2 protein-coding genes (1 of these 2 only partly in view) are annotated in these 21,743 nt (G+C 72.4%); both read left to right on the top strand.

All coding sequences use genetic code 11. From position 1 onward, the window contains the following. The first annotated feature begins 105 nt into the window (after positions 1–105). Positions 106–14,262 carry an amino acid adenylation domain-containing protein gene (locus tag AC2CHE_RS16970; protein WP_484505870.1) on the top strand — a complete coding sequence of 4,719 codons (14,157 nt, stop codon included), beginning with the start codon at positions 106–108 and terminating at the stop codon, positions 14,260–14,262. Further along, positions 14,259–21,743: the start of a non-ribosomal peptide synthase/polyketide synthase gene (locus AC2CHE_RS16965; protein ID WP_484505855.1), read on the top strand. Its footprint extends 12,165 nt past the window's final position; only the first 7,485 of its 19,650 coding nucleotides appear in the window; it begins with the start codon at positions 14,259–14,261; its stop codon lies off the right edge, out of view. The genes AC2CHE_RS16970 and AC2CHE_RS16965 overlap by 4 nt, the downstream gene beginning before the upstream one ends.

Raw genomic sequence — 21,743 nt, 5'->3', positions numbered from 1 at the left:
AGCCCTCGGCCGGACGGCGCCGTTGCCGGCCACGTGCAGCGCCCGCACCCGTGCGGCCCGGCCTCCGGGCCGCACACCGCGACATCAGGAGAGTGCACCGTGACCATGGTCGACCGCCCTACCACCCGGCAGGCTCTCTCCGCCGCCCAGCGCGGCGTCTGGGTAGCGCAGCAGCTCCAGCCCGGCGAACCCCTGTACCACTGTGGCGTCTGCGTCGACCTGCCCGGCCAGCTCGATCCGGAACTGCTCGGCCGGGCCGTCGGACGGGCCCTGGCCGAGACGCCGGCGCTGCGGGCCCGGTTCCAGGCCGAGGACGACGAACCCTGGCAGGAGTTTCCGGCGGCGCCGGCCGCACCGCTGCGGATCGTCGACCTGCGTCACAGCACCGACCCCGACGGCGCGGCCGAGGACTGGATGCGGACCGACCTCGCCACTCCGACCGAACTGGCCGGCGGCGAGCTGTACCGGCACGCCCTGCTGACCGTGGCCCCGACCCGCAGCGTCTTCTACCTCCGCTATCACCACATCCTGCTGGACGGCTGGGGGCAGACGCTGTACCTGCGCCGGGTGGCGGAGGTCTACACCGCACTGCTGGCCGGCGCCGAACCGGCCGCCACCCGGTTCGGCCCGCTGACCGAGGTACTCGCCGAGGACGCCGCATACCGTGCCTCGGACCGGTACGACCGCGACCGCGCCTACTGGCTGGCGACCCTGGGCGACGTCGGGGACCCGACCCGGCTCACCCCGGCCGCCGCCCCGCCCAGGCACAGCGACCTGCGCGAAACCGTGTGGCTCGACCCCGAGCGGCTCCGCCGGCTTCGCGACACGGCCCGGGCCACCGGCACCGGCTGGAGCACGGTCGTCACCGCCGCCTTCGCCGGCTACGTGCAGCGGATCACCGCCACCGACGACGTGGTGCTCGGCCTGCCGGTGGCCGCCCGCGCCGGCGCCGCCGCGCTCGGCACCCCGGCGATGGTCTCCAACGAGGTACCGCTGCGACTGGCCGGTCCCGTCCGGGCACCCTTCGACCACCTGGTCCGGGACACCGCCGCCGCGCTGCGCCGGGCGGTTCGGCACCAGCGGTACCGGGCCGAGGAACTGCACGCTGCGCTCGGGCGCTCTGGAGACGCGGCCCTCACCGGACCGGTGATCAACCTGGTCACCTTCGACCAGAGCCTCCGGTTCGGGGAGCACCTGACGGTCGCCCGCCAGCTCTCCACCGGCCGGGTCAAGGACCTCTCCCTGCACGCCTACGGCACCCCGGACGCGGGCAGCGGCATCCGGCTCGACGTCGACGCGAACCCGGCCCTCTACCCACCCGAGTTGCTCCGGCGGCACCGGGACGGCTTCCTCACCCTGCTCGACGGACTCCTCGCCGGCCCGGGTCGCCCGGTCGGGCGCAGCGCCGTCACCCCGCCGGCCGACCGCGCCGCCCTGTTGGCCGCCGGCACCGGGCCGACCACCGACGTTCCGGCGACCACCCTGCCCGAGCTGTTCGCCGCGCAGGCCCGGGCCACCCCGGACGCCGTCGCCGTGGCCGACGAGCACGGCGCGCTCAGCTACGCCGAACTGGACGCCAGGGCCGACCGGCTGGCTCGGCACCTGATCGGCGCGGGCGCCGCCGCCGAGACATACGTGGCGGTGGCGCTGCCCCGCTGCGTCGACCTGGTGGTGGCGCTGCTCGCCGTGCTCAGGTCGGGTGCCGCGTACCTGCCGATCGACCCCGCGTTGCCGCCCGACCGGATCGGTCTGATGTGCGACGATGCCCGCCCGGTGCTGGCCGTCACCACCACGGCGCACACCTCCCGGCTCGGCGCCGTCCCGGCCGTCGTCCTCGACGATCCCGGGGTACGCGCACTGCTCGACGTCACCCCGGCCGGCCCGGTGACCGACACCGAGCGTCGGGTACCGCTGCATCCCGGCCACCCGGCCTACCTGATCTACACCTCCGGCTCGACCGGCCGGCCCAAGGGCGTGGTGGTGGAACATCGCTCGCTGGCCCGGTATTTGCACCGGTCCCGGGAGGCGTACCCGGCCGCGGCCGGACGTGCCCTGCTGCACTCGCCGGTCTCCTTCGACCTGACCGTCACCGCGCTCTTCACCCCGCTGGTCAGCGGCGGTTGCGTACACCTCGCGGAACTCACCGAGGAGGGGGTACGGGCGGCCGGGCCGACCACCTTCGCCAAGTTCACCCCGAGTCACCTCGAACTGCTGGACGCGCTGCCGGACGAGGCGTCGCCGACCGGATGCCTGGTACTCGGCGGCGAGGCCCTGCACGGGCACGCGCTGCGCGGCTGGCGGGAACGGCACCCGGACGTGCTGGTGGTGAACGCCTACGGGCCGACCGAGGCGACCGTGAACTGTCTCGACTTCCGGATCGGACCGGGGCACCCGATCGGCGCCGGGCCGGTGCCGATCGGCCGCCCGTTCGCCGGCGTCCGGGCATACGTCCTGGACGCCGGCCTCAACCCGCTGCCCCAGGGCGTCGCGGGCGAGTTGTACGTCGCCGGCACGGTGCTGGCCCGTGGCTACCGGCACCGGCCGGGGCTCACCGCGGAACGCTTCGTCGCCGACCCGTACGGGCCGCCCGGCGCCCGGATGTACCGGACCGGTGACCTGGCCCGGTGGACCGCCGACGGGGTGCTGGAGTTCGCCGGTCGGGCGGACGAGCAGGTGAAGGTGCGCGGGCACCGGATCGAGCCGGGCGAGGTCGCCGCCGCGCTCACCGGCGAGCTCGAGGTGGCCACCGCCGCGGTGCTGCTCCGGGAGGACCAACCGGGCGATCCCCGGCTGGTCGGCTACGTCACCCCGGCTGACGGGGCGCGGCCGGACCCGGCCGCGCTGCGGGACGCGCTGGCCCGGACCCTGCCCGACTACATGGTCCCGGCGGCCGTCGTCGTGCTCGACGAGATCCCGCTGACCGCGCACGGCAAGGTCGACCGGCGGCGGCTGCCGGCCCCGAGCTACGGCCCCACGCAGTCCGACCGTGAGCCGCGTACGGCGACCGAGGAGATCCTCGCCAACCTCTTCGGCGAGGCCCTCGGGCTGGACCGGGTCGGCGTGCACGACGACTTCTTCGCCCTCGGCGGGCACTCGCTGCTGGCCACCCGACTGGCCGGGCGGATCCGGGCCACCTTCGGCGTTGACCTCTCCATCCGGCAGATCTTCGACACCCCGACGGTGGCCGAGGTCGCCGCGCTGCTGGCCCGGGGCGGTACGGCGCTGCCCCGGTGCGCGCCGGTGCACCGGCCGGACCCGATGCCCGCGTCGTTCGCCCAACACCGGTGGTGGTTCCTGGACCGGATCGACGAAACCAATGCCACCTACAACATTCCGGCCGCACTGCGGCTGACCGGCGACCTCGACTCCGCCGCCCTGCGCCGGGCACTGCGGGACGTGACCGACCGGCACGAGGCGCTGCGTACCGTGTTGGTCGGCGAGGCCGGCAGCCTTCGGCAGGTGGTCCGGGCACCGGGGGACGACATCGCCCCGCTGACCGTCCGGGAGGTGACCGAGGCCGAGCTGACCGAGCAGCTCGGGCAGGCGGTGCGGTACCGGTACGAGCTCTCCACCGACCTCCCGCTGCGGGCCACTCTCTTCCGACTGGCGCCGGACCGGCACGTGCTGCTGCTCCTCGTGCACCACGTCGCCGGAGACGGCTGGTCGATGGAACGGCTGGTCGGTGACCTCGCGTCGGCCTATGCGGCCCGCCGTGCCGGCACCGCCCCGGGCTGGCGCCCGCTGCCGGTGCAGTACGCCGACTACACGCTCTGGCAGCGCCAGGTGCTCGGCACCGAGGACGACCCGGACAGCCCGATGGCCCGGCAGTTGGCGTACTGGCGGACCGTGCTGGCCGACGTACCGGAGGAACTGGCCCTACCGGGTGACCGGCCCCGGCCGCCGGTGGCGTCCCGGACGGGACGCCGCCTGGAGGTCGGCCTCCCCGCGGACGTGCACGAAGGGGTCGACAGGCTGGCCAGGGCAACCCGGACCAGCGTCTTCATGGTCCTCCAGGCGGCCCTGGCCACCCTGCTGACCCGGATGGGCGCCGGCACCGACATCCCGATCGGCTCACCGGTCGCCGGTCGGGTCGACGACACCCTCGAGGACCTGGTCGGAGTCTTCGTCAACACCGTGGTGCTGCGTACCGACACCTCCGGCGACCCGACCTTCCGGGAACTGCTGGAGCGGGTCCGGGATACCGACCTTCAGGCGTACGCGCACCAGGACATCCCGTTCGAGCGGCTGGTTGACGTGTTGCGCCCGCAACGGTCGCTTGCCCGGCACCCGCTGTTCCAGGTCATGCTCAGCTACCAGAACACCTTCCGGCACGACGGGCTGCGCGCGGTCGGCGAGCTGACCGGCCTCGACGTCGAACTGCTCGACACCGACACCGGCGGCGCCGAGTTCGACCTCTCCATCGACCTCGGTGAACAGTTCAGTCCGGACGGGCGCCCGGCCGGCATCACCGGCGGGGTCCGGTACGCCGCCGACCTCTTCGACCCGGAGACGGCGCTGGCCCTGGTAGACCGGCTGGAGCGGGTACTGCGTCAGGTGGTCGCCGACCCGTCCCTGCGCCTCGACGCGATAGACGTCTGCGACGAGGCCGAACGCGAGCGGGTGCTGCGCGGCTGGAACGACACCGACGTCGACCTGCCGGCGGAGACCTGGCCGGCGATGTTCGAGCGGCAGGTGCGGCGTACCCCGGACCGGCCGGCCGTCGAGTCCGGCGACACCACGCTCAGCTACGCCGAACTCAACGACCGGGCCAACCGGCTGGCCCGACGGCTGGTCCGGGCTGGTGCCGCGCCGGAGACGGTGGTGGCGCTGGCGCTGCCCCGCTCGGTCGACCTGGTCGCCGGCCTGCTGGCGATCGTCAAGGCCGGTGGCGCCTACCTACCGATCGAGCCCGACTACCCGGCCGAACGGATCCGGATGGTGCTGGCCGACGCCGCCCCGGTGGCGCTGCTCACCGATCGGGCCACCGCGGCGCGGCTGCCCGACACCGACACCGCCGTGCTGCTGGTCGACGGGGAGGGCGACCCGCCGTCGGCGACGGCCGGCGCGGACCTGACCGACCGGGACCGGCGCGCGGTGCTCCGGCCCGAGCATCCGGCGTACGTGATCTACACCTCCGGGTCGACCGGCCGCCCCAAGGGAGTGCTGGTGAGTCACGTCGGCCTGGCCAGCCTGGTCGGAACCCAGGTACCGGCCTTCGGCGTCGACCGGCACAGCCGGGTGCTCCAGTTCGCCTCGGTCGGCTTCGACGCCTCCGTCTCGGAGATCTGCATGGCGCTGTTCACCGGCGCGACCCTGGTGGTGCCGGACGTGGACGAGCGCGCGCCGGGTGAGCCGCTCGCCCGCTATCTGACCCGACGGGCGATCACCCACGCCACCCTGCCACCGGCCGCGTTGGCCGCGATGTCCCCGGCCGACGTGCCGGTCGGGTTGACCATCGTGGTCGCCGGCGAGGCCTCCACCCCGGACCTGGTCCGGACCTGGGCCGCCGGGCGGGTGATGTTCAACGCGTACGGACCGAGCGAGACCACGGTGGACGCCACCAGCTGGCGCTGCACCCCCGAGGTCACCGGGGTGGTGCCGATCGGGCTGCCGTCGGTGAACACCCGGGCGTACGTGCTCGACGACCGGCTCCGCCCGGTGCCCGTCGGCGTTCCCGGTGGGCTGTACGTCGCCGGTGCCGGACTGGCTCGCGGCTATCTCGGCCAGCCCGGCCTGACCGCGCAACGCTTCGTGGCCGACCCGTTCGGCCCCGCCGGCTCCCGGCTCTACCGCACCGGCGACCGGGTACGCCGGCACCGCAGCGGCGACCTGGAGTTCCTCGGCCGCGCCGACGACCAGGTCAAGCTGCGTGGCTTCCGGATCGAACTCGGCGAGATCGAAGCGGCGCTTGCCAGCCACCAGGCGGTGCGGCAGGCGGCGGTGCTGCTCCGTGAGGACCGGCCCGGTGATCCCCGGCTGGTCGCGTACCTGGTCACCCGGGCGCCGGCACCGGAGCCGGCGGAGCTGCGCGCACACCTCTCCCGGATCCTGCCCGAGCACATGCTGCCGGCGGCGTACGTGTCGCTGGAGGCGATGCCGACGAACTTCAGCGGCAAGGTCGACCGGCGGGCGCTGCCGGCGCCGCAGGAGCGGATCGGTGACGGTCGAGCGGCGACCAGCCCGCAGGAGGAGATCCTTTGTGGCCTCTTCGCAGAGGTACTCGGCGTGCCCGGCGTGGGGCCGGAAGAGAACTTCTTCGAACTCGGCGGGCACTCGCTGCTCGGAACCAGCCTCGCCTCCCGCGTCCGGGCCATGTTCCAGGCCGAGATCACCATCCGGCAGCTCTTCCGGACACCCACCCCGGCCGGCCTGGCGGGTGTGCTGACCGCACCGGGCGGCGGCGTCCGGCCGCGCCTCGCGCGCGTGTCCCGGCCGGACCGGATGCCACTCTCCTTCGCCCAGCGTCGCCTGTGGTTCCTGCACCGGCTGGAGGAGAACACCAGCCCGTACAACATGCCGCTGGCCCTGGACCTGGCCGGGCCGGTGAGCCGGGTGGCACTGGAGGCCGCCCTCGCCGATGTGGTGGCCCGGCACGAGTCGCTGCGTACCGTCTTCCCCGAGGACGGCGACGGCCCGTACCAGCGCGTTCTGGACCCGGACGAGGTGCGGCCACAGCTCGCCCTGGAGGTCACCACCGACGAGGCGCTGCCCGATCAGCTCGCCGAGGCGACCCGACACCGCTTCGACCTGGCCACCGAGATCCCGCTCACCGCCCGGCTGTTCCAGGTCGCGCCGAACCGGCACACCCTGCTGATCCTGATGCATCACATCGCGGCGGATGGCTGGTCCGTCCCGCTGCTTGCCCGCGACCTGGCCACCGCGTACGCCGCCCGGCGTGCGGGCAGGGCACCGGAGCAGCCGCCACTGCCGGTGCAGTACGCCGACTACACCCTCTGGCAGCACGACGTCCTCGGCGACGAGCGGGAGGCCGGTTCGCCGGCCCGCGCCCAGCTCGACTACTGGCGTACCGCCCTGGCCGGGCTGCCCGAACAGCTCGACCTGCCGGCGGACCGGCCCCGGCCGGCGATCTCCTCGTATCGGGGGGAGCGGATCTCCTTCACCCTGCCGGCCGAGCTGCACCAGGGGCTGCGTGAGCTGGCCCGGACCCACCACGCCACGCTCTTCATGGTGGTGCAGGCGGCGCTCGCCGCCGTGCTGCACCGGCTGGGCGCCGGCCCGGACGTCCCGATCGGCTCCCCGATCGCCGGCCGGGTCGACGACGCCGCCGAGGATCTCGTCGGGTTCTTCGTCAACACGCTCGTGCTCCGCAACGACCTCTCCGGGAATCCGACCTTCACCGAACTGCTGTCCCGGGTCCGGGAGGTCGACCTGGCCGCGTACGGCCATCAGGATCTGCCGTTCGAACGGCTGGTCGAGGTGCTCAGTCCGGAGCGCTCGATGGGCCGGCATCCGCTCTTCCAGGTGGCCCTGGCCTTCGACAACTCCGACCAGGACATCGCCGCGGAACAAGTCGGCCGGCTGATGGGCCTGACCGTGCGTCCCCGGGACGTGGGGACCGGAGCCGCCAAGTTCGACCTGCTCTTCGGGGTACGCGAGCGGCGGGATCCGACCGGTGCGCCGGCCGGTCTCCAGGGCGCACTGCTGTTCAGCACCGACCTCTACGACCGGTCGATGGCGGGCCAGCTGGTGGCCTGCCTGACCCAGGTGCTGCAGGCCGTCGCCGACGACCCGACGGCCACCGTCGCCGAGCTGGACCTGCTCGGCCCGAGCCGGGACCAGGTGCTGCGCTGGGGTGACCCGGCCGGCCGGGCACCGGCGGTCCGGACCCTGGTCGAGGCGTTCGAGGCGCAGGCCCGGCGGGTCCCGGACGCGGTGGCGGTGCTCAGCGGTGCCGAGCGGCTGCGCTACGCCGAGTTGGAGCGGCGGGCGAACCGGCTGGCCCGGCTGCTGATCGGGTACGGCGTCGGCCCGGAGTCGCTGGTCGTGCTGGCGCTGCCCCGCTCCGTCGACCTGGTGGTCGCGCTGCTCGCCGTGCTCAAGGCGGGCGGTGTGTACGTGCCGGTCGACCCGGACTACCCGGCCGAACGGATTCGGCTGATCGTCGGGGACGCCCGGCCGGTGCTGGTACTCGCCACCGCCGGCACGGCGGCACTGCTGCCGGCGACCGGTGCCCCGGTCGTGGTGCTGGACGAGACGGACCTCGGGGACTTCCCGGACACCCCGGTCGAGGACGGCGACCGGCTCCGGCCACTGCGGCCGGAGCACCCGGCCTACGTCATCTACACCTCCGGCTCGACCGGGCGACCCAAGGGCGTGGTGGTGACGCACGCCAACGTCGATCGGCTGTTCGTGATGACGGACCGGCGGTTCGGCTTCACCGAGGAGGATGTCTGGACGCTGTTCCACTCGTACGCGTTCGACTTCTCCGTCTGGGAGCTGTGGGGTGCCCTGCGGTACGGCGGCCGGCTGGTCGTGGTGTCACACGCGGACAGCCGCGATCCGGCCGCGTTCCGACGGCTGCTCGCCCGCGAGCGGGTGACGGTGCTGAACCAGACCCCGGCGGCCTTCGCCGAGCTGATGCGGGCCGATGCCGAACATCCCGCCGACGGGCCGGACGGCGGGCTCGCGCTGCGTTACGTGATCTTCGGCGGCGAAGCGTTGGACCTGGCCCGGCTGCGGCCGTGGCTGGACCGGCATCCGGACCGTCCCGAGCTGGTCAACATGTACGGCATCACCGAGACCACGGTGCACGTCACGGAGTTGACCGTCGACCGCCGGGTCGCCGACGGCGCGCGGACCCGCAGCCTGGTCGGCCGGCCGATCGCCGACCTCACGGTCCGGGTGCTGGATGACCGGCTCCGGCCGGTGCCGCCGGGTGTCGGCGGCGAGATCTACGTGGGTGGGGCCGGTGTCGCCCGGGGCTACCTGAACCGCCCGCAACTCTCCGCCGTCCGCTTCGTCGCCGACCCGTACGGTCCGGCGGGCGCTCGGCTCTACCGCTCCGGCGACCTGGGCCGGTGGACCGCCGACGGCAACCTGGAGTACCTGGGCCGCGCCGACACCCAGGTGAAGATCCGGGGCTTCCGAATCGAGCTTGGTGAGATCGAGACGACGCTGGAAGCGCATCCGCAGGTGGCGCAGGCCGTGGTGGTGGTTCGGGCCGATCCGTCCGGTGACCGGCGCCTGGTCGGCTACGTCGTGCCGACCGGGGCGACGCCGGATCCGGCCGCTCTGCGCGAATTCGTCGGCCGGCACCTGCCCGGGCACATGGTGCCGACGGCCGTGGTGCTGTTGCCGGTACTGCCCCGCACCGCCCACGGCAAGCTCGACCAAGCGGCGCTGCCGGACCCCGAGTACCAGACCGGCCCGGCGGGACGGCCGCCGCGTAGCCCGCGGGAGGAGATCCTCTGTGAGCTCTTCGCCGACGTGCTGGGGGTCGCGTCGGTCGGCATCGACGACAACTTCTTCGCCCTCGGCGGCCACTCGCTGCTGGCCAACCGGCTGGTCAGCCGGATACGCAGCACGCTTGACGCGGAACTCTCCATCCGGCAGATCTTCGAGTCGCCGACCGTTGCCGGGCTGGGCGAGGCACTCGGACAGGCCGAGGCGGCACGCCCGCCGGTCGAGCGGGTCGCCAGCCGACCGGCCCGGCTGCCGCTCTCCTACGCACAGCAGCGGCTCTGGTTCGTCCACCACCTGCACGGGCCGAACGGGAACGACAACATCGCCACGGCGCTGCGGCTGACCGGCGACCTCGACCAGGAAGCCCTGCTGGCCGCCCTGCGGGACGTGGCCGAACGGCACGAACCACTGCGTACGGTGATCGCGGAGGACGCGGCGGGTCCGCACCATGTCATCGTCCCGGCCGCCGTCGCGGTGCCCCGCCTGGAAACACTGCGAATCGATCCCGAGGCACTGCCGCAGACCCTCGCCGCGGTCGCCCGGCACGAGTTCGACCTGCTGCGCCAGCCGCCGTTGCGGGTGTGGTTGCTGCTGACCGGTGACCGGGAGTTCGTTCTGGTGCTGGTGGTGCACCACGTGGCCGCCGACGGGTGGTCGATGCCGTTGCTGGCGACCGATCTGACCCGGGCGTACGCGGCGCGTTGTTCCGGTGGCGTGCCGGGCTGGTCGGTGCTGCCGGTCTCCTACCCGGACTACGTGCTCTGGCAGCGGGAGTTGCTTGGCACGGAGGACGATCTGGATTCCGGGTTGAGCCGGCAGCTGGGTTTCTGGCGGGACCGGTTGGCGGGCCTGCCGGTGGAGCTGGCGCTGCCGCTGGACCGGGTGCGGCCGGCGGTGGGGTCGCAGCGCGGTGGCGAGGTCGGGTTCGTGATCGGTGCGGGTCTGCACGGCGGCCTGGTGGGGTTGGCGCGCGGGTCCCGGGCCTCCTTGTTCATGGTGTTGCAGGCGGGTCTGGCCGGTCTGCTGTCGCGGTTGGGCGCCGGGCCGGATGTGCCGTTGGGTACGCCGGTGGCCGGACGCTCGGACGCCGGCCTGGAAGGGCTGGTCGGCTTCTTCGTCAACTCGCTGGTGTTGCGGTGTGACGTCTCCGGCGATCCGTCCTTCGCCGAGTTGCTGGGCCGGGTTCGGGAGGTGGACCTGGCGGCGTTCGCGAACCAGGACGTGCCGTTCGAGCGGTTGGTGGAACTGGTGAATCCGGAGCGGTCGTTGGCGCGGCATCCCCTCTTCCAGGTGATGCTCAACCTCGACGGCGCCCAGCACCAGGCCGCGCTGGAGGCGCTCGCCGACCTGCCCGGCCTCACCGTGCGCCACGAACGGATCCCGGTCGGGGCCGGCAAGTTCGACCTCTCCTTCTCGCTGCTCGAACAGAGCGGCGCGGACGGCGCACCCGCCGGGCTGACCGGGCGGCTCACCTTCAACCGCGACATCTTCGACGAGGCGACCGTGCGGGCGCTGGCCGCTCGCTACGTCCGGATGCTGGAGTACGTCGTCGGCGATCCCGACCGCCGGCTGAGCGAGGTGCCGCTGCTCACCGCCGTCGAGGAGGACCGGGTACTGCGGCGGTGGAACGCCACCGACCGGCCGGTTCCGGCCGCCACCGCACCGGAGCGGTTCGCCGAGCAGGCACGCCGGCATCCCCGACGGACCGCGCTGGAGCACGACGGCGAGCGACTCAGCTACGCCGAACTCAACGTGCGGGCCAACCGCCTCGCGCACTGGCTGATCCGGCAGGGCGTCGGCCCGGAGGACCTGGTCGCGCTCCGGATGCCCCGGTCGGTCGACGTGGTGACCGCGATCCTGGGTGTGCAGAAGGCCGGTGCCGCGTACCTGCCGGTCGACCCGGAACTGCCGACCGAGCGGATCGACTTCATCCTCGACGACGCGCGCCCGGTGCTGGTGCTGGACGTGCTGCCGGAGTTGGGTGGCGAAGCGGAGCAGGACCCGCGGCCGGGTCGGACCGCGCCGGAACACGCCGCCTACGTCATCTACACCTCCGGTTCCACCGGTACGCCGAAGGCCGTGCTCAGCACGCACGGCGGACTCGGCAACCTCGCCCTGCTCGCCGCCGAGCACGGCGTCACCGCCGAGAGCCGGGTCCTCCAGTTCGCCTCCTTCTCCTTCGACGTGTCGGTGCTGGAGATGTGGACCGCGCTGCTGAGCGGGGCGACCCTGGTGATGGTGCCGGAGCGGCTGCGCGTCGCCGACCTGCCGCTCACCGAGTTCATCACCCGCGAGCGGATCAGCTATGCCAAGCTGCCCGCCGCCGTGGTGGCCGCGCTGCCGACCGAGGCGCGGCTGCCGGAGACCGTCACCACCCTGGTGGTCGGCGGCGAGTCGCCGAGCCGTGCCCTGGTGCAGCGCTGGTCCACCGGCCGCCGGCTGGTCAACGCGTACGGCCCGACCGAGTGCACGGTGAACGCCACCGCCAGCGGCCCACTCGACGACAGTGGCGCCGTCCCGATCGGCCGTCCGTTGGCCAACACCCGGGCGTACGTCCTCGACGCCGGCCTCCGCCCGGTGCCGCCCGGTGTGGTCGGTGAGCTTTACCTGGCCGGACCCGGCCTGGCCCGTGGCTACCTGCGGCGGCCCGCCCTGACCGCCGAGCGCTTCGTCGCCTGCCCCTACGGGCCATCCGGACAGCGGATGTACCGCACCGGCGACCTGGCCCGCTGGACCGAGTCCGGTGAGCTGGTCTTCGCCGGCCGCGCCGACGACCAGGTGAAGCTGCGCGGCTTCCGAATCGAACCCGGCGAGGTGGAACAGGCGCTGACCGGGCACCCCTCCGTGCGGCAGAGCGCCGTGCTGGTCCGGGAGGACCGGCCCGGCTACCGCCAGCTCGTCGGTTACGTGGTGCCCACGCCGGGCATCGACTGCGACCCGACCGAACTGCGCCGGCATCTCGCGACCCGGCTCCCCGGCTACCTGGTGCCGGCCGCCGTCGTCCCGGTCGAGGCGTTGCCGCTGACCCGCAACGGCAAGCTCGACCGGCAGGCGCTGCCGGTGCCGGACTACGGCCGACTGCTCACCCGGCAGGCGCCGCGCACCCTTCAGGAGGAGCTGCTCTGCGGGATCTTCGCCGACGTACTGCACCTGCCGGAGGTGGGCGTCGACGACGGGTTCTTCCAGCTCGGCGGGGACAGCATCCTCTCCATCGACCTGGTGGCCCGCAGCCGTCGGGCCGGGATGCAGATCAACGTCCGCGATGTCTTCGAGCACCAGACCGTCGCCGCCCTCGCCCGGGTCGCCGTCGACCGTCCCACCGGACCGCCTACCGACTCCGGGGCCGGTCCGGATGTCCCGACCGGGGAGGTGCCGCTGACCCCGATCGTGGCGCGCTTCGCCGAGCGGGCAACTCCCGGCATGCTCTTCAGCCAGTCCCAGGTGGTCCGGGTACCGGCCGACACCGACGAGGCGCAGCTGGCCGCCGCGCTGGCCGCCCTGCTGACCCGGCACGACGCCCTGCGGACCCGGCTCACCGTGACCGACGGTCGGTGGTCGCTGACCATCCCGGAGCCCGGGGAACTGCCCGCCGATCCGCTGCTGCGCCGGGTCGACGTCGGCGACGCGGACGATGGGACGTACGCCGGGCTGCTGCGTGCCGAGGGGGCCGCCGCGCGTGCCCGGCTCGACGCGCGGCGTGGGGTGCTGCTCCAGGCAGTCTGGTTTCACCGAGGCGCCGACCGTCCCGGGTACCTGCTGCTGGTCGTGCACCATCTCGCCGTCGACGGGGTGTCCTGGCGCATCCTCCTGCCGGACCTGGCCGAGGCGTACCGGTCGGTGGCGGCCGGTCGAGAGGTGCGGCTGCCGGCGGTCCGGACCTCGTACCGCCGCTGGGCGCAACTCCTCGACGCGCACGCCGCCGGGCCGCGAGGGCCGGCGGAGGCGCAGTGGTGGCGCGAGGCGCTCGCCCCGGCCTCGGTAACTCCCGGCGACCGCGACGTCGGTACCGCCGATACCTACGGGACGGCTCGCCGGCTCACCCGGCAGCTGCCGGCCCGGATCACCGCTCCGGTGCTCTCCACGGTGCCGTCGAGGTACCAGGCGGGGGTCAACGACGTGCTGCTCACCGCCCTGCTGATGGCGATGGTCCGGGAGCAGGACGCGGCGGCCAGCTCGGTGCTGGTCGACCTCGAAGGGCATGGCCGGGACGAGGAGCTGTTCCCCGGCATCGACCTGTCTCGCACCGTGGGCTGGTTCACCTCGCTGTACCCGGTCCGGCTCGACTTCGGGCCCGAGGCCGGAGCCGACGTCTGGGCGGGTGGGCCGGCCACCGGCAGTCTGCTCAAGCATGTCAAGGAGCTGCTGCGGGCCGTGCCCGGCAACGGCCTCGGGTACGGCCCGCTCCGCTACCTGAGCCCGCAGGGCCGGGCGGAGTTCGCGGCGTTGCCCCGCCCCCGGGTCGGCTTCAACTACCTCGGCCGGGTCGCCGTGCCCGGCGGTGCCGAGTGGGCGGTGGTGCCGGGCCTCGACACGGGCGCCGACCAGGATCCGACGCTGCCGCTGACGCATGTGGTGGAAATCAACGCGGCCACCCGGGACACCGACGCCGGCCCCGAATTGACGGCGGTGTGGACGTGGGCGCCGGGCGCGATCGACGAGGGCTCGGTGCACCGGCTGGCCGATTCCTGGTTCCGCGCCCTGGAGGTGCTGGTGGCCCATGCCGAACGACCCGACGCGGGCGGTCTGACCCCGTCCGACGTGGCACTGTCCACGATCGACCAGGGCGAGATCGACGAATTCGAAGGGGAACTGCAAGCGGAGTGGGAGTCGTCGCGATGAGTCAGCCAGCGTCCGTCATCGAGGACATTCTGCCGTTGTCTGCGTTGCAGGAGGGTTTGCTTTTTCACAATGTTTTTGATGGGGCTGGTCCGGATGTGTATACGGGTCAGTCGGTGTTTGATTTGGATGGTGTGGTTGATTTTGGTTTGTTGCGGGTGGCTGCGGGTGAGTTGATTCGGCGTCATTCGAGTTTGCGGTCGGGTTTTCGTCAGCGGCGTTCTGGTGAGTGGGCGCAGTTGGTGTTGCGTGGGGTGGAGCCGGTTTGGCGTGAGGTGGATCTGCGGGGGTTGCCGGTTGGTGAGCAGTTGGCGGAGTCGGATCGTCTGGTTGATGAGGAGCGGTCGGTTCGGTTTGATTTGGGGTCGCCGCCGTTGGTGCGTTTCCTTGTGGTGCGTCTGGCGGGTTCGCGTTCTCGTTTCGTGGTGACGAGTCATCATATTGCTTTTGATGGTTGGTCGTTGCCTGTGGTGGTGCGGGATTTGTTCCGGCTGTATTCGGCGGGTGGCGATGGTCGGGTGTTGCCGCCGGTGAGGGGTTATCGGGATTTCTTGTTGTGGTTGGCGGGTCGGGATCGGGTTGAGGCGTTGCGGGTGTGGGGTGAGGCGCTGTCGGGTTTGGAGGGTCCGACAGTGGTGGCACCGGGGGCGTCGCGGGTGGCGGTGTTGCCTCGGGAGTGGGAGTTCGGTTTGTCGGAGGTGGAGACGTCCGCGTTGGTGGGGTGGGCGCGGGGTCGTGGGTTGACGTTGAACACGGTGGTGGAGGGTGCTTGGGGTTTGGTGTTGGGGCAGTTGACGGGCCGGTTGGACGTGGTGGGTGGGGTGACGGTTTCGGGTCGGCCGGCGGAGCTTGACGGTGTCGAGTCGATGGTGGGTTTGTTCATCAATACGGTGCCGTTGCGTGTGCGGGTGCGGTTGGGCGAGTCGTTGGTGGGGTTGCTGGAGCGGTTGCAGCGGGAACAGGCCGTGTTGTTGCCGCATCAGCATGTGGGTTTGGCGGATGTGCGGCGGGTGGCGGGGTTGCCGGGCGGGGTGGATCTGTTCGACACGTTGTGTGTGTTTCAGAATTTTCCGTCCAGTGGTGCGGGGTGGGGGGAGCTGGACGGGATTGTTCCGGTGGTGGGGGTGCGTAGTCGTAGCGCGTCGCATTATCCGTTGGCGTTGTTGGTCGGGCCGGGGCGTGAGTTGCGGTTCCAGTTGAACTACCGCCCGGACGTGTTCACCGAGTCCGACGCGGTCGGGATCGCCGACCGACTCCGCCGGGTCCTGCTGGAGATCCTCCGTGATCCCGACCAACTCGTCGGCCGACTGCCGCTACTCGACCACACCCACCACCACCAGGTCATCGGTGAGTGGTCGAGGCGGGTACCGGCGGAGCTGCTGCCGCCCGGAGCGCCCGCCGCCGACGCCCGGGTCTACCTGCTGGACGCCGCGTTGCGGCCGGTGCCGGCCGGGGTCACCGGCGAGGTGTACCTGGCCGGTGCGGTGCGGCGGCCGGCCGGGCCGGTGCGGCTGGTGGCCGATCCGTTCGCCGGGAACGGTTCCCTGATGTACCGCCCGGGTCAGCTCGGACGCTGGTCGCCGCAGGGGCAGCTCACGGTGACCGCCCCGCTGGACGACGGCGGGTTGACGGTACGCGGACGGCGGATCGATCCGGAGGTGGTGCTGGCGGCGCTGACCGGGCACCCGGGGATCCGCAGCGCGGCGGTGCTGACCCGGCCGCTGCGCTCCGGCGTACCGGGGCTGGTCGCGTACCTGCAACCGGAGCCCGGGTACTCACTGGACCGGGTGGCGGTGCTGCGGTACCTGCGTACCCGGCTGCCCGGATACATGGTGCCGTCGCTGTTGTTGCCGCTGGCCGCACTTCCCAGGACCGCCGACGGGGACGTCGACCGGGCCGCCCTGCCGGAGATCGTCACCGAGCCCGGGCCGGTACCGACGGACGCGACCGAGCAAACCGTGTGCGCCCTCTTCGCCGAGGTGCTCGGGCTGGCCGAGGTCGGTCCGGGTGACGACTTCTTCGACCTCGGCGGTGACTCGCTGCTCGCCACCCAACTGGCCGCGCGGGTCCGCGCCGCGCTCTCCGTCGACTGCACCGTGCGGGACATCTTCGACAACCCGACGCCGGCCGAGCTGGCCGTACCGGTCCGCGCGGAGCCGTCCACCGTCGAGCCCGCCGGTGCCGTCGAGCCGACCGGTACTGCCCAGCCCACCGGCACCGAGCCGCCGGCTGCCCAACGGTCGGGTACCGGCGCGGTGGCGGTCCCGGCGGCGAGCCCGCCCGGACCGTCGATCGAGGACATTCTGCCGTTGTCTGCGTTGCAGGAGGGTTTGCTTTTTCACAATGTTTTTGATGGGGCTGGTCCGGATGTGTATACGGGTCAGTCGGTGTTTGATTTGGATGGTGTGGTTGATTTTGGTTTGTTGCGGGTGGCTGCGGGTGAGTTGATTCGGCGTCATTCGAGTTTGCGGTCGGGTTTTCGTCAGCGGCGTTCTGGTGAGTGGGCGCAGTTGGTGTTGCGTGGGGTGGAGCCGGTTTGGCGTGAGGTGGATCTGCGGGGGTTGCCGGTTGGTGAGCAGTTGGCGGAGTCGGATCGTCTGGTTGATGAGGAGCGGTCGGTTCGGTTTGATTTGGGGTCGCCGCCGTTGGTGCGTTTCCTTGTGGTGCGTCTGGCGGGTTCGCGTTCTCGTTTCGTGGTGACGAGTCATCATATTGCTTTTGATGGTTGGTCGTTGCCTGTGGTGGTGCGGGATTTGTTCCGGCTGTATTCGGCGGGTGGCGATGGTCGGGTGTTGCCGCCGGTGAGGGGTTATCGGGATTTCTTGTTGTGGTTGGCGGGTCGGGATCGGGTTGAGGCGTTGCGGGTGTGGGGTGAGGCGCTGTCGGGTTTGGAGGGTCCGACAGTGGTGGCACCGGGGGCGTCGCGGGTGGCGGTGTTGCCTCGGGAGTGGGAGTTCGGTTTGTCGGAGGTGGAGACGTCCGCGTTGGTGGGGTGGGCGCGGGGTCGTGGGTTGACGTTGAACACGGTGGTGGAGGGTGCTTGGGGTTTGGTGTTGGGGCAGTTGACGGGCCGGTTGGACGTGGTGGGTGGGGTGACGGTTTCGGGTCGGCCGGCGGAGCTTGACGGTGTCGAGTCGATGGTGGGTTTGTTCATCAATACGGTGCCGTTGCGTGTGCGGGTGCGGTTGGGCGAGTCGTTGGTGGGGTTGCTGGAGCGGTTGCAGCGGGAACAGGCCGTGTTGTTGCCGCATCAGCATGTGGGTTTGGCGGATGTGCGGCGGGTGGCGGGGTTGCCGGGCGGGGTGGATCTGTTCGACACGTTGTGTGTGTTTCAGAATTTTCCGTCCAGTGGTGCGGGGTGGGGGGAGCTGGACGGGATTGTTCCGGTGGTGGGGGTGCGTAGTCGTAGCGCGTCGCATTATCCGTTGGCGTTGTTGGTCGGGCCGGGGCGTGAGTTGCGGTTCCAGTTGAACTACCGCCCGGACGTGTTCACCGAGTCCGACGCGGTCGGGATCGCCGACCGACTCCGCCGGGTCCTGCTGGAGATCCTCCGTGATCCCGACCAACTCGTCGGCCGACTGCCGCTACTCGACCACACCCACCACCACCAGGTCATCGAGACCTGGAACGACACCGCCCGACCGACCCGGTGGCGCAGCATCCCCGACCGCTTCCTCGACCAGGTCGCCGCCACCCCCGGGATCACGGCTGTCCAGTACGGCGCCGAGTCGCTCAGCTACGCCGAACTCGGCGCCGCCAGCAACCGGCTCGCCCGCCGGCTCCTCGGGTACGGCGTCGGGCCCGAGTCCGTGGTCGCGGTCGCCCTGCCCCGCTCCCTCGACCAGGTGGTCGCGGCGTGGGCGGTCCTCGCGACCGGTGCCACCTACCTGCCCGTCGACGTCGACCTGCCGGCGGCCCGGGTACGGCGCCTGCTGGCCGCCGGGCAGCCGACGGTGACCGTCACGACCGAGCGGTTCGCGGCCGAGCACCAGTCCGTCGGGCGCCCGGCGCTGACCATCGACGCCGGGGCCGAACGCGAACTGGTCGCCGCGCAGTCCCCGGCGCCGCTCACCGACGCCGAACGCGGTGCCGTACCCCGCCCGGACCACGGGCTGTACCTGCTCTTCACCTCCGGGTCGACCGGCGAGCCGAAGCCCGTACTCGTTCCGGCCGCCACCATCACCAACCTGATCGACTGGCAGCGCGACCTGATCCGTCCGGTGGCCGGCACGGTCACCGGGCATTTCGCGCCGATCGGCTTCGACGTGTCGGTGCAGGAGATGCACGCCGCGCTGCTGTCCGGGCAGACCCTCGCGGTCTGCCAGGAACCGGACCGCCGCGACCCGGAGCGGCTGATCGGCTGGCTGGCCGAGGCCGAGGTCGCGCACTGGTACGCGCCGAACCTGGTGATCGAGGCGGTCGCCGAGGCCGCGGTGGCGGCCGGCATCCCGCTGCCCGCGCTGCGGCACATCGTGCAGGCCGGCGAGGCGCTGCGGCCCACCGCCGCCGTCCGGGCCTTCGTCGCGGCGGTACCCGGGCGCCGGCTGCACAACCAGTACGGCCCGACCGAGTCGCACGTGGTCACCGGTGCGGTGCTGCCGCCCGACCCCCGGGAGTGGCCCGATGCCCCCGGCATCGGCACCCCGGTCGCCAACACCCGCGTCTACGTCCTCGACCCGGCGCTGCGCCCGGTGCCGCCGGGCACGGTCGGGGAGATGTACCTCGCCGGCACCGGCCTCGCCCGGGGCTACGCCGGCCGCCCCGATGCCACCGCCGAGCGCTTCGTGGCCTGCCCGTTCGGCACCGGCGACCGGATGTACCGCACCGGTGACCGGGGGAGCTGGCAGCCCGACGGCAGCCTGTCGTACGCCGGCCGAACCGACAGCCAGGTCAAGATCCGTGGATACCGGGTGGAGCCGGGCGAGGTCGAGGCGGTGCTCACCGCCCACGACGAGATCGCTCAGGCCGCCGTACTGGTCGAGCAGACGGCGGCCGGGGCGCCCCGGCTGGTCGGCTATGTGGTGCCGGCGCGCGGGCGGACCGCCGACCCGGAGGCGCTGACCCGCTACCTCGGTGAACGGCTGCCCGACTACCTGGTGCCGGCCGCGCTCGTCACGCTGCCCGCACTTCCGCTGACCCGCAACGGCAAGTTGGACCGCCGGGCGTTGCCGGCGGCCGGGCCGGGCCGGCCGTCCCGGGCTCCCCGGAACGCCCGGGACGAGGCGCTCTGCGCGCTCGTCGCCGAGGTGCTCGGCCTCGACCGGGTTCACATCGACGATGACCTATTCGAGCTTGGTGCCAACTCGCTCACCGTCAGCCGGCTGGCCGGGCGGATCCGCACCGCCCTCGGAGTCGAGGTGCAGCCCCGGCAGATTTTCGAGAAGCCGACCGTGGCCGGACTGGCCGACAACCTGGACGGCGCGGCCGCCCGCCACCTTGCCCCGGTGCCCCGGCCGGAGCGGATCCCGCTCTCCCTCGCCCAGCGCCGGCTCTGGTTCCTCAACCGGCTGGAGGGGAGCAGCGCCACTTACAACATTCCGAGCGCCCTGCGGCTCTCCGGCCCGCTCGACCAGCCCGCGCTCTGGGCGGCGCTGGCCGACGTGATACGCCGGCACGAGGCGCTGCGCACCGTCTTCGCCGAGGACGCCGACGGTCCGTACCAGTCGGTCCGGGACGACCTGCCGATGTCCCGCGAGACCGTGGCGGTGACCGAGCCGGAGCTGCTGCCCAGGCTGACCGAGGCGGCCCGGCACCGGTTCGACCTGGCCGTCGAGCCGGCGCTGCGGGTCACCCTGTTCGAGGTCTCCCCGACCGAACACGCCCTGCTGCTCGTGGTGCACCACATCGTGACCGACGGCTGGTCGATGGAGGTGATCTCCAGGGACATCGCCGAGGCGTACGCGGCCCGCCGCGCCGGCCGGGCACCGGACTGGCCGGACCTGCCGGTGCAGTACATCGACCACGCACTCGCCCAGGAACGGCGCCTCGGATCGATCGACGATCCCCGCTCCACGCTGCGCCGGCAGTTGGAGTACTGGACCGGCACCCTGGCCGGGCTGCCCGAGGAACTCGACCTGCCGACCGACCGGCCGCGTCCCGCCCGCGCCTCCTACCGCGGGGATCGACTCGGCTTCGAGATCCCCGCGCCGCTGCACGCCGCGATGACCAAGCTGGCCCGGATCCATTCCGTCAGCGTCTTCATGGTGATGCAGGCGGCCCTGGCCACCCTGCTCACCCGGCTGACCGGCGGCACCGACATCCCGATCGGCACCCCGGTCGCCGGGCGCACCGACGAGGCAACCGAGCGTCTGGTCGGGCTCTTCATCAACACCCTGGTACTGCGTACCGACACCGGGCGGGACCCCTCCTTCACCGAACTGCTCGGCCGGGTCCGGCAGACCAACCTGGGGGCCTACGCGCACCAGGACGTCCCGTTCGAGCGGGTGGTGGAGGCGGTCAACCCGGTCCGCTCGCTCGCCCGGCATCCGCTGTTCCAGGTGTTGTTGGCCGCCTCCGCCGGTACCGCCGGCGCACCGTTGCCCGACCTCGACGGGCTGACCGTCAGCCCGTACCTGCTCGCCACCGGCACCTCCCGGTTCGACCTCTACTTCTCCATCGTGGAACGCCGCGACCACCACGGAGAGCCGGCCGGCATCCGGGGCGGGCTGGAGTTCAGCACCGACCTCTTCGACCGGGACACCGCCGAGTCGATGGTGGCCCGCCTGGTCCAGATCCTCGACGCCGTCGTCGCCGAACCGGACCGGCCGATCCGCGACGTCAACCTGCTCGTCGGGGACGAGCGCGAGCTGCTGCTGCACACCTGGAACGACACCGCCGTCCCAGTGCCGCCCGACCCGCTGACCCGGCTGGTTGAGGAGCGCGCTCGGCAGCGTCCGGACGCGGTGGCGGTCCGGCACGGCGACCGTGACCTGACGTACCGGGAACTGGATGCCGCCGCGAACGGGCTCGCCCGGCACCTGCTGCGGCACGGTGCCGGACCGGGCCGGTTGGTCGCGGTCGCGCTGCCCCGGTCCGAGCGGCTCGTCGTCGCCCTGCTGGCGGTGCTCAAGGCCGGTGCCGGCTACCTCCCGATCGATCTGGACTATCCCGCCGAGCGGATCGGCTACCTGCTCGACGACGCGAAGCCGGCGATCCTGCTGGGTACCGTCGACCAGCCCGTCGACCGGAACCCGGCCGGTGCCCGCCGCGTCCTGCTCGGTGAACCGGCCACCGAGGCCGCGCTGGCCGCGCTGCCCGGTACCCCGCTGCCCGGCAGTGGCGAGATCTCGGCCGACCAGCCCGGTTACGTCATCTACACCTCCGGCTCCACCGGTCGACCCAAGGGTGTGGTGGTGACCCGGGGCGGCCTGGCGAACTTCCTGCACTCGATGACCTCGACGGTGCCGCTGACCGGCAACGAGCGGCTGCTCGCGGTCACCACGGTCGGCTTCGACATCGCCGGCCTGGAGCTGTTCGGACCGCTG

It is taken from the genome of Micromonospora sp. ATLC16, from assembly GCF_057196645.1.
This window is presented reverse-complemented; position numbering and strand designations above follow the sequence as displayed.

Coding starts and splice junctions, on each gene's coding strand:
- AC2CHE_RS16970 (WP_484505870.1), top strand. CDS start 106: ATGGTCGACCGCCCTACCACCCGGCAGGCTCTCTCCGCCGCCCAGCGC.